We start from the raw sequence: 11,995 nt of genomic DNA on the forward strand, positions 1-11,995 counted from the left end.
TTATATTATATGATATGTCATAAAACCTAACACGATATTATAGGTTGTACTTGACTAAATATTCTGAAAGCTGTATAATTAAAAAAATTTATTATATTTCGGGGGTTGTACATGACAGAATTTTTATCAAAGTTTTCCTTAAAAGATAGTGAGTATTCGTATTTTAATCTTGAAGAAGCGGTTTCACATTATGGAGGAGATATCAAGAAAATCCCTTACACTATTCGTATATTACTTGAAAGTTTACTCAGAAAGTATGACGGTGTAGATGTTACAAAAAATCACATTGAAAATTTAGCAACTTACAATCCTAAAAAAACAGGCGGAGAAGTTCCGTTCAAACCAAGTCGTGTCATCTTACAAGATTTTACAGGCGTTCCTGTTGTTGTTGACCTTGCATCAATGCGTGATGCCATTGTTACCAATGGTGGAGATGCTGAACTTATTAATCCAGACATTCCAGTTGATTTGGTTATTGATCACAGTGTCCAAGTCGATTTCTTTGGCTGTGACACAGCTTTAGAAGATAATATTAACCTTGAATTTAAACGTAACAATGAACGCTATGAATTTTTGAAATGGGCAGAAAAATCGTTTGATAACTACCGTGCGGTGCCACCTGCAACTGGTATCATTCACCAAGTTAACATTGAATTCCTTAGTGATGTTGTCATTGAAAAAGAAGGCATGCTTTATCCAGACTCAATGTTTGGTACTGATAGTCACACAACAATGATTAACGGTATTGGTGTCCTTGGTTGGGGTGTCGGAGGTATCGAAGCAGAAGCAGCAATGCTTGGTGAAGCATCGTTCTTTCCAGTTCCAGAAGTTATCGGTGTTCGTTTGACAGGTAAACTTCCTAAAATTGCCACCGCTACCGATTTAGCTCTTAAAGTGACACAAGTTCTTCGTCAAGAAAAAGTTGTTGGTAAATTCGTTGAATATTTTGGTGATGGTTTATCAAATCTTAGCCTTGCCGAACGTGCCACCGTTGCCAATATGGCACCAGAATACGGTGCAACTTGCGGCTATTTCCCAATTGATGATGAAACGCTCAATTATATGCGTTTAACAAACCGTAAAGAAGACCATATTGCTTTAACAAAAGAATATGTCAAACACAATAATCTTTTTTACGACCCAGAGCATCAAGCGGAATACACTAAAGTCGTTGAAATTGATTTATCAACAATTTCACCAAGTATTTCTGGACCAAAACGTCCACAAGATTTGATTGATTTGACACAAGCCAAACAAACTTTCCAAGAAAGCTTAGTTCGTGAAGCTGGTGTTCAAGGCTTTGGTTTGACAGCTGATGAAATCAATAAAAAAGCAACCGTTCATTTTGATGACCAAGATATTAAGATTCAAACAGGACATGTGGCTATCGCAGCTATCACATCATGTACAAATACCTCAAACCCTTACGTCTTGATGTCAGCTGGTTTGCTTGCGAAAAATGCTGTTGAACGTGGCTTGCGCGTAGCTCCAACAGTTAAAACATCACTTGCTCCAGGGTCTAAGGTGGTTACAGGTTACCTACGTAATTCTGGTTTGCAAACTTACTTAGATACACTTGGCTTTAACATTGTCGGTTATGGTTGTACGACATGTATCGGTAACTCAGGTAGCCTTCGTCCAGAAGTGGCAGAAGCTATTACAGAGACAGACTTGTTAGTATCTGCTGTTTTATCAGGTAATCGTAACTTTGAAGGACGTGTCAATCCGCTTGTCAAAGCAAACTTTCTTGCTAGCCCACCACTTGTTGTGGCATATGCACTTGCTGGAAATACAAATATTGATTTAACAACAGAACCACTTGGTTTTGATCAAAATAATGCACCTGTTTATCTTAAAGACATCATGCCAACCAATGATGAAGTGGCAGAATATGTCAATAAATACGTGACACGTGAATTGTTCGAACAAGAATATGAACATGTCTTTACAGACAGTGAAAAATGGAATCAAATTCCAACAGAAGAAAGTAAGATTTACCGTTGGAATGAATCGTCAACTTATATTCAAAATCCACCATATTTTGACAAGCTAGGTGATGATTTAGCAATTAAGCCATTGAGAAATCTTAAGCCATTAGCCAAATTTGGTGATAGTGTGACAACTGACCACATTTCACCTGCTGGTAATATTGCTAAAAATAGCCCAGCTGCTAAGTATTTAGATAATCGTGGTGTTGATTACGTTGACTTCAACTCATATGGTAGCCGTCGTGGTAATCACGAAGTCATGATGCGTGGAACATTTGCCAATATTCGTATCCAAAACCAATTAGCGGACGGTAAAATTGGCGGTTACACAAAATACAACGGCGAAATCATGCCAATTTATGACGCTGCTATGCATTATAAAGAAGATAATGTCGATACTTTAGTCATTGCAGGTAAAGATTATGGTATGGGATCTAGTCGCGACTGGGCTGCCAAAGGTTCTAACCTTCTTGGGGTTAAAGCTGTTTTGGCTGAAAGTTTTGAACGTATTCACCGCTCAAATCTTGTCATGATGGGTGTACTACCATTGCAATTCTTAGAAGGTGATACAGCAGAAAGCCTTGGTTTAACTGGTCTTGAAACATACGATATTAATCTTTCAGAAAATCCTGGTATTCACGATATTATTGATGTTGTAGCTCGTGATGACTCAGGTGAAAAACACTTTAAAGCCATGCTACGTTTTGATGCCGACGCTGACATTCGTTACTATAAAAACGGCGGTATCTTACCAATGGTTGTTAGAAAGAAATTGGAGGAAGCGTAATCTATGACAGGAGGAAGCGGATTAAAAGATTTAATAGCTTGTAATACCTATATTAGTTCAATTATTGATGACAATTTATCCTACGCAGGTTATAATATTTCTGAATTAATGGATAACGATGCTAGTTTTGAAGAAGTGATTTACCTTCTTTGGAATTTGCATTTGCCAAATAGAGCAGAGCTTGGTAGTTTTGTGAAAGAACTTCGTGAAAATTATGCTATCAGCGATGCGGTTGAACAATGCATTATGATTCAGTCGCGCAGCCATTTGCACCCAATGAGCGTGCTTCGTTCAACAGTTAGTTTGCTTGGTGTGTATAATGTCAATGCTGAAGATAGTTCTGAAGAAGCAACATATGAACAATCTATTCAATTAATGGCTAAAATGCCAACTATTATTGCAATTTTTGCGCGTTTACGTGACGGGAAAACACCAGTTGCCCCACGTGAAGATTTAGGATTTGCAGCGAATTTCCTTTATATGTTAAACGGCGAAGAACCAACACCATTGCAAGTGAAAGCTTTAAATCGTGCCTTGGTTTTACACGCTGACCATGAATTAAATGCGTCAACATTCGCAGCGCGTGTTTGTGCGTCAACATTGGCTGATATTTATTCTTGTGTGACAACTGCAATTGGTACGCTTAAAGGACCACTTCACGGTGGTGCTAATGAACGTGTCTTTGACATGTTAACTGAAATTCGTGAAATGGGTGATACCAAAGCGTATTTGAAAGAAAAATTGGATTCGCAAGAAAAAATCATGGGCTTTGGTCACCGTGTTTATAAAACACAAGACCCACGTGAAAAATATTTGCGTGAAATGGCACAAGCTCTTACCGAAGGTACTGAAAACGAAGTGTGGTTCAACTTGTCACGTGAAATTGAAGATTACATGAAACACACTAAAGGGCTTATCCCAAATGTCGATTTCTATTCGGCAACAGTTTACCATGTTCTTGGTATTGATAGCTCGATTTTTACCCTTATTTTTGCAATGAGCCGTGTATCAGGCTGGATTGCTCATATTCAAGAACAACAAAAAAATAACAAATTGATTCGACCACGTTCTCATTATACTGGAGAGCTCGGTTTGAAATACACACCACTTGAAGAACGCTAAAAAGCCTTAGAAAGGAAAAACGAGAAAAATGGCAGATAAAATCATTTTAGAAAATGGTCACTTGACTGTTTCTAACAATCCAATTATTCCTTTTATTGAAGGGGATGGTGTTGGACGTGACATTTGGAAAAATGCGCGTGCTGTCTTTGATGCAGCGATTGATAAAGCTTACCAAGGTCAGAAAAAAATTGAATGGTTTGAGCTTTTAGCTGGTAAAAAAGCGCATGAAGCAACAGGAGAATGGTTACCAGAAGCAACTCTTGAAACGATTAAAGAAGATTTGGTCGCTATCAAAGGTCCACTAGAAACACCAGTTGGTGGTGGAATTCGTTCACTAAATGTTGCCCTTCGTCAAGAATTGGATTTATACGCTTGTGTGCGTCCTGTTCGTTATTTTAAAGGGATTGAAAGCCCACTTAAAGAACCAGAAAAAACAAGCATTACTATTTTCCGTGAAAATACGGAAGATATTTATGCAGGTATCGAGTGGAATGCTGGCACAGAAGAAGTGAAAAAAGTCATTGATTTCTTGCAAACTGAAATGTCTGTCAGCAAGATTCGTTTTCCTGAAACAAGTAGTATCGGAATCAAACCAATCTCACAAGAAGGTAGTGAACGTTTGATTCGCTCTGCGATTGAATACGCTCTTGCTAATAATTTGACTAAAGTCACTCTTGTTCACAAAGGAAATATTCAAAAGTTCACAGAAGGTGGCTTCCGTAGCTGGGGTTATGACCTTGCAAAACGTGAATACGCTGATGAATTAGCCAGCGGAAAATTGGTGATTAATGACATTATTGCTGATAATTTCTTGCAACAAATTTTGCTTAATCCTGAAAAATTTGATGTTGTGGCTTTGACAAACCTCAATGGTGACTATGCTAGTGATGCCCTTGCTGCCCAAGTTGGTGGTATTGGAATCTCACCAGGTGCCAATATCAACTATTTAACAGGTCACGCTATTTTTGAAGCAACACACGGAACTGCACCAGATATTGCTGGTAAAGACATTGCCAATCCATGCTCTGTTCTTTTGTCTGGTTGCATGTTGTTTGATTACATTGGTTGGACAGAAGTAGCTAGTTTAATCACAGCAGCGATTGAAAAAACATTTGCACAAGGTCAATTTACAGCTGATTTGGCGCAAGAAAAAGTAGCTTGCTCAACAAGTGGATTTGCAGCAAAGCTTATTGAAAATTTGTAAAACAATAACCTAGAACACGTCTTGTTCTAGGTTTTTTGATATAATGAAAATAGTTTGAATTTTAGAAGGTTGGAGTTTTATGACATATTCATTGGCAGACATTATCTTTTTGTTTTTTATTTATTCGTTTGTAGGCTGGCTTTGGGAGACGGTTTATTGTTCGATTAAGGATAAGAAGTTTGCTTATCGTGGTTTTTTAGTGGGACCGTATTGTCCAGTTTATGGCTTTGCAGTGACAACGGTTTTACTAGCGACAGAGCCGTTTCAGAGCAATATTTTATGGCTGTTCTTGAGTGGTTTGCTTGTAGCAACAGCATTTGAATATGTTGCAGGTTGGTTGCTAGAAACGGTCTTTCATATGAAATTATGGGACTACAGTCAGGAGTTTGGTAATATTCAGGGACGTATTGCACCGCGGATATCACTTTTCTGGGGATTTGGAATTGTTGTTCTCGTTAAATTTATTCAACCAGGAGTGATGGGGCTAATTAATCACCTGAATGATTGGTTAGCATTAGGTATTGTTGTTGTGATGACTGCAGATTTGATTTGGACAGTTGTCGATACGGTGAAATTCCAACAAGCTGCTACTGCTTTTGAAAAATACGTTCGTGCCGAGCAAGAAAAATTACGCGAATCAGTACGAACAGAAGTTGGTGATTTAACACAGCAAGCTGAAGTCTTTAGCAAACGTTTGGAAAATTTACGACTTCACATCAATGAAACCTTGAGAGAAAAAGGAATCGAGCCATTCCGTTTCAATCAACGTCGTATGCTTAGAAACTATAAGAATTTCCGATTAACAACAGCGCCATTCTTAAACGAAATTCGCAAACAAACAGCTGCCTTAAAAGAAAAACGTAATGAGAAAAACAATCATTAAGATAATAAAAGCACCCTAACGGTGAGAATTCATCTCGCTAGGGTGCTTTTTACGTCATGTCAATGTTTTAGTTACTATGAGGTTGGAAACGTATTTTTAGAATTGACAATGACTAGTCAAATAGCTAATTACATTACTGATTATACACGATTAATAAAGAGAAAAAAGTTTTTTGTAACTATTTGAAAATAAATGAAAAAAATTCTTTTAAAAAAGAGCTTGACCTGGAACGCGTTTCATAAATTATACTTTAGTCAAATCAAACAAGCGAGGTAAAAAAGATGATTAAACGTATTTTTTCAGACATGGATGGAACGCTTCTTGACAATACTGGCGCAGTTTCAGAGGAAAATGTTTCTCTGATTAAATCAGCTGGCATTCCGATGACCTTGGTATCAGCTCGTGCTCCAATGGAAATGATGGCAGCGATTAAAAAATTAGATTTGACGGGTGCGCAAGTTAGCTTTAATGGTGGTTTGATCTATCTTGTTGAAGGTGGTCGTATCCTTCCGATTCACAGTCAACCAATAGCAAAAGGAGATGTTCATACTCTTCTTGGCGCGATTCATGAGAAATTTCCAGAGGTCAGTTTGTCATACTATGATTTGCATAAATGGTATTGTCATGAGATTGACAAAGGAATTCTCTTTGAGCAGAAGCTTACGCAACAAAAGCCGACACGAACAATGCTGCTCAGCCATTTCTTAAAACCCAAAAAAGAGATTTATAAGTTAATGATGATTGTCTTTGATGAGAAAGCGTTAACAAATCTACAAGAATTTGTGCTATCATTAGGGATAGATACGGTTGCGGTGCAGCAATCAGGAAATCATTATTTGGAAATCACTCATGCGGCGGCTAAGAAGTCAGCTGGTATTGATTATATCATGCAAAAAGAAGCTTTGAGCGAGGGAGAAACTGCGGTTTTTGGCGATGGGCACAATGATTTGCCAATGTTTGAACGGACGAGTTTTCCAATTGCAATGGCAAATGCTAGCCCAGATGTGATTGCCCAAGCTAAATTTATCACATTGGTTAACCAGTGCAATGGTGTTGGTTATGGAATTCATAAATTTTTGAGGAATGTTTAAATGGTAACAATCAGAGATATTGCAGAACGAACGGGTTATTCTAAAGCGACGGTGTCACGCGTGCTTAACAATCATCCTTATGTGTCAGATGACGTGCGTCGAAAAATTCAAGCGGTGATAAAAGAGCTTAATTATACGCCAAATTTGGTCGCAAAAGAATTGAGTGCTGGAAAGACTAATAAAATTGCGGTTGTTATTCCTCACAATCGTCATCCCTATTTCACTCAGCTATTGAATGGTATGCTAGATGAAAGTAAGAAAACAAACCATAATTTGCTTTTACTACATTCGGGCTACAATGAGCTTTCGGAACGTGAGTATTTAGAACAATTGCGTGGTCGTGCTTTTGACGGGCTTATCTTTACGTCACGTGAATTGCCGATAGAGACCATTGCATCTTATGCACAATACGGTCCCATTCTTTTATGTGAGCCGATTGACAATCCTTTTTTGAAATCAGTCTATGTTGACCGCTACCAAGCTTATAATGATCTTAATGCCTATTTAGTTGAAACGGGCATTAAATCACCAGCCTATCTTTTTACGAGAGCTGATGAAGCTAGTGCGACTTATCGGACAATGGTTTCTGTTTTAGAACATTTTCCGCAATATCAAAATTCAGCTGTTTTTAGTGGCATTTCTAATTTTCAAGACGGTTATAATTGGGCAAAACAGCTTACGCAGGATTTTGATGCAATTGTGACGAATGAGGATCAAATGGCTTATGGTGTTATCAAGGCTTTTAAGGATGATGGCAGAGCTTTGCCGTTGATTATCGGGCAAGAAAATCAGCATATTAGTGAGTTACTTGGGATTCCGTCAGTAGAGCATTATTCTTATGAACTGGGAAAATTAGCAGTACGTCAGATTTTGGCTGATGAAAATAATCCCCTTGCCATTCCGTCAAAATTCATTCGACGTTAGTGTCAAAAGAAATCAGAAAAATTCTCGGAGACTTGCCAATGGAAAATCAAAAAATTGCAGAAAATCTTAATATCCTTGGTCAATTTTGTGGCAAAAGAGATGTTGAGGAACTTAATCAGAAAAACTTGCATGAAAAATATGGAATAGAAAAAGTAGATGTTATGGTTCTTTTTGGCGGTAGCATTCTTGCTGGCGGTGATGTACTGGCTAAGGCTATCAAAGATGATATTGCAGAGCATTATATTATTGTTGGTGGTGAAGGACATACAACGGCTACCTTGAAAGAGCAGATTCACAAAGAATATCCCTTAATTGCCGTAAATAGCTTGACAGAAGCTGAACTTTTTCAACAATATCTTTTGACTGTTTATCAAATCCAAGCTGACTATCTTGAAACCAAATCAACAAACTGTGGCAATAATATCACGAATTTGCTCAAATTAATGAAGAACAAAGGCATTGCCCACCAGAGTATCATTTTATGCCAAGATGCTACTATGCAATATCGTATGGAAGCAACATTACGAAAATACCTTTCAAAAGATACGGTAGTGATTAATTACGCAGCTTATCGAGCTTACCTGAATTATCAAGATAAACTCACCTACGCAACAAAGATTCATGGCATGTGGGATGTTGACCGCTATATCAATTTATTAATGGGTGAGATTCCAAGATTAACAGATAATGAACAAGGTTATGGACCAAATGGAAAGAATTTTCTAGCTCATGTGGATATTCCTAATAGAGTAGTAGCTGCTTTTGAAGCTCTAAAACCTATTTATGGCAATAACATCAGAAAAGCCAATCCCAAATATTCCTCAGTTTTATAAGTTATAAAATGTTTTAATTTTCAGAATATTTTGCTATAATAGAGCTACTTAATTGAGAGAAGGAGTTTATCATGGCAAAAACAATTCACACAGATAAAGCACCAGCGGCAATTGGACCTTATGTTCAAGGAAAGGTCGTTGGTAATTTCCTATTTGCTTCAGGTCAAGTGCCTTTGTCACCTGAAACTGGTGAAATTATCGGAACAACTATTCAAGAACAAACTAAGCAAGTTCTTAAAAATATTTCTGCTATTCTTGCGGAAGCAGGCACAGATTTTGACCATGTGGTTAAGACAACTTGTTTCCTTAGTGATATGAATGATTTTGTACCGTTTAACGACGTTTACGCTACGGCATTTAAGGCTGATTTTCCAGCACGTTCAGCAGTAGAAGTCGCTCGTTTGCCAAAAGACGTCAAAGTTGAAATCGAAGTCATTGCTTATCTTGACTAATTTTATTTTGGGCTTAAGTTTGAACTGGTAGCAGTTGATTTCTGCCTACGCTAACAAAGAAACTCCCGCTTAGTTAGAAGCTAAGCAGGAGTTTTTTGTGTTAATTAGCGCTTGTGAGTGTTGCTTTTTGCATTTTTTTGCAGTTGTCATCATCAAGCGAATGCGGTTTAATTGGTTAACTTCTGATGAACCTGGGTCGTAATCGATTGGAGTAATATTAGCAGCCTTGTATTGACGACGAAGTTCTTTAACCATACCTTTACCAACGATGTGGTTTGGTAAACAACCGAATGGTTGGAGACAGACAATATTTTTAACATCATTGTTGAGCAATTCAATCATTTCACCTGTTAGGAACCAACCTTCACCAGTGTGGTTACCAATTGAAATAATCTTAGAAGCACCTTCGGCAATGTCATAGATAGACTCAATGCCTTCAAAGCGTTCAGATTTTTCAAGGGCTTTATTCATTGGTTTTTCAAGGAGATTAATGGCATCAATACCAAGCTTAGCGAAGCGTTTAGCTTTTTGGCTCATATTAAGCTCGTCAGCTTTCCAAATTTGGTTGAAAAGTGAATAATTCATAAAACCAATAAGGTCAGGAACAACAGCTTCACCGCCTTCATTTTCAATGATAGAAACGATGTCGTTGTTAGCTGTTGGAGCGTATTTGACAAGGATTTCTCCAACGACACCGACACGAGGTTTTTGTCCGAAATCAACGGTTTCAAGGCTATCAAACTCTTTGATGATACGTTTCATGTTATGATTAAATTCAAAATATGAACCTGACATCACATTTTTACGAGCAATTTCAAGCCATTTGTCATAAAGGGCGTTAGCAGAACCCGGAACAGCTTCGTATGGGCGAACACGATAGAGCACACGTTCGAATAAATCACCATACAAAACGCTGATGAGTAGGCGTTTGACGAATGAATAAGTGAGGCTCCAACCTGGTGTTTCTTCGGTACCTTGATTTCCCATAGAAATGGAAACCACAGGAACTTGAGGGAAGCCAGCGTCTTTCAGAGCTTTACGTAAAAGTGGAATGTAGTTAGTTGCACGGCAACCACCACCAGTTTGGGTCATCATAACGCTGGTATTATCAAGGTCATATTTGCCGCTTTGAAGAGCTTCAATCAATTGACCGATAGAAATGATAGCAGGGTAGCAGGCGTCATTATGGACGAATTTCAACCCGACTTCAACGGCTTTTCTGTCCATTGCAGGTAAAATGACAACGTTGTAGCCAGCATGTTTGAAGGCTTCTTCGATAAGACCATTTTGGTGAATTGGAGAAAGCATTGGCATAAGAAGCGTGTGTGTCTTTTTCATTTCTTTAGTAAAGACAGGTTCTTTGGGTTCTTCTTCCTCATCGAATTGGTTATCAAATTGTGGTGCTTGATTGAAAATGTGGTCAAGATTAGCTTTTTTGAATTTTTTATCACGTTCTTCAACGGCAGCTTTGAGGGAACGGAGACGAATTCGGATAGCACCGAGGTTACTACCTTCGTCAATTTTGAGTACGGTATATAGTTTGTTGTGACCACGCATGATTTCTTCGACTTGGTCAGTTGTTACCGCGTCAAGTCCGCAACCAAAGCTGTTTAGTTGAACAAGCTCAAGGTTTGGATTTTTAGAAACCACCTTGGCAGCCGCATAAAGGCGAGAATGGTAAACCCATTGGTTCACAACACGAAGTCCTGAAACTTCTTCAAGACCAGCTACCATATCTTCTGTCAAAACATGGAAGCCTTCTTGCGTGATGATATTGGCAATACCATGGTTGATTTCAGGGTCGAGGTGATATGGACGACCTGAAAGGACAATAGCCTTTTCACCTTTGAGAGCAAGAGTAGATAAGAGTTCATCAGCTTTATCTTGCAAATCTTGTTTGAAATCAGCTAGCGCTTGATAGCCATGTTCAACAGCATTTTGAATATCTTCAGCTGTAATATCTTCGTATTTGCTGAAAGCTTTAATCAATGATTTTACAACAGATTCGTGGTCAGCCAAGTTAACAAAGGGATGGAAATATTTCACCTCACCATTACGGATAGGGTCCATATTTTTTTCGATAACTTCTGGGTAACTTTGAACGATTGGGCAGTTGTAGTGATTAGGCGCTTTGCTATTTTCGATTTGTTCGTAAATAACACTTGGGTAGAAAATAGCGTCAACTTTTCGGTCAATCAAACTTTGAATGTGTCCATGTACCATTTTGGCAGGATAACAAACGGTATCACTAGGAATAGTTTCAATCCCTTTTTCAAATAATTTTTTATCAGATTTTGGTGAAAGTTGAACACGGAAACCAAGGTCTGTTAAAATAGTGTGCCAAAGTGGGTAATTTTCATACATGTTAAGCACACGAGGAACACCGATAATGCCGTGTACAGCATCTCGTTTAGTAAGTGCTTTGAACTTAAAGAGTTTTTTATATTTATAATCAACGAGGTTTTCTTTTTGATTGCTGCGGTCAAATTTGATTTTAGTGACTTTTTCAGCTCCGCGTTCACAACGGTTACCAGTGACAAATTTTGAGCCATCGTTGAAAATCGTCACCGTCAATGCGCAGTTGTTTTCACAAAGTCCGCAACGTGTGAATTCTTTTTGGGTTGTGAAATGATCTAGTTCGTCAAGCCCCATTAAGCTTGATTTGGCACGATTATGTTCAAGTAATGTTTCGGTCATGCTTCTCTCCTTTT

9 protein-coding genes are annotated in these 11,995 nt (G+C 38.2%); 8 read left to right on the forward strand and 1 reads right to left on the reverse strand.

The features are described from left to right. Nucleotides 1–111 precede the first annotated feature (111 nt). The 8 genes from acnA to E8M05_RS03470 all read left to right on the forward strand — a co-directional run bounded on the left by acnA (nt 112) and on the right by E8M05_RS03470 (nt 9,284). Complete coding sequence (gene acnA / locus E8M05_RS03435; RefSeq protein WP_048791392.1) at nt 112–2,775, forward strand: aconitate hydratase AcnA; 2,664 nt, start codon at nt 112–114, stop codon at nt 2,773–2,775. 3 nt (nt 2,776–2,778) lie between these two features. Then, complete coding sequence (locus E8M05_RS03440) at nt 2,779–3,897, forward strand: citrate synthase (protein WP_048791393.1); 1,119 nt, start codon at nt 2,779–2,781, stop codon at nt 3,895–3,897. Between the two features lie 28 nt (nt 3,898–3,925). Beyond that, entirely contained in the window at nt 3,926–5,101 is a 1,176-nt protein-coding gene (gene icd / locus E8M05_RS03445) for an NADP-dependent isocitrate dehydrogenase (protein ID WP_048791394.1), read from the forward strand. Nucleotides 5,102–5,180: 79 nt separating this feature from the next. Continuing rightward, a complete protein-coding gene (locus E8M05_RS03450; protein ID WP_003063910.1) occupies nt 5,181–5,984 on the forward strand; it encodes a putative ABC transporter permease in 804 nt (267 codons plus the stop codon). Nucleotides 5,985–6,265: 281 nt separating this feature from the next. Next, entirely contained in the window at nt 6,266–7,075 is an 810-nt protein-coding gene (locus E8M05_RS03455) for an HAD family hydrolase (protein ID WP_003063912.1), read from the forward strand. Next, the gene (locus tag E8M05_RS03460; protein WP_003063914.1) at nt 7,076–7,999 is read left to right on the forward strand and encodes a LacI family DNA-binding transcriptional regulator; all 924 of its coding nucleotides are present in this window, start codon (nt 7,076–7,078) and stop codon (nt 7,997–7,999) included. A gap of 38 nt (nt 8,000–8,037) precedes the next feature. Further along, the gene (locus E8M05_RS03465) at nt 8,038–8,832 is read left to right on the forward strand and encodes an ElyC/SanA/YdcF family protein (RefSeq protein ID WP_041974045.1); all 795 of its coding nucleotides are present in this window, start codon (nt 8,038–8,040) and stop codon (nt 8,830–8,832) included. A 71-nt stretch (nt 8,833–8,903) separates the two neighbouring features. Next, entirely contained in the window at nt 8,904–9,284 is a 381-nt protein-coding gene (locus E8M05_RS03470; protein ID WP_003063919.1) for a RidA family protein, read from the forward strand. Between the two features lie 69 nt (nt 9,285–9,353). Here E8M05_RS03470 and E8M05_RS11430 read toward each other — a convergent pair whose 3' ends face one another. Further along, nucleotides 9,354–11,981: an acyl-CoA dehydratase activase-related protein gene (locus E8M05_RS11430; RefSeq protein ID WP_003063921.1), complete on the reverse strand. Its 2,628-nt coding sequence runs from the start codon at nt 11,979–11,981 to the stop codon at nt 9,354–9,356. Between the last annotated feature and the right edge of the window lie 14 nt (nt 11,982–11,995).

This window comes from Streptococcus pasteurianus (genome assembly GCF_004843545.1).
Taxonomy (GTDB): Bacteria; Bacillota; Bacilli; order Lactobacillales; family Streptococcaceae; genus Streptococcus; species Streptococcus pasteurianus.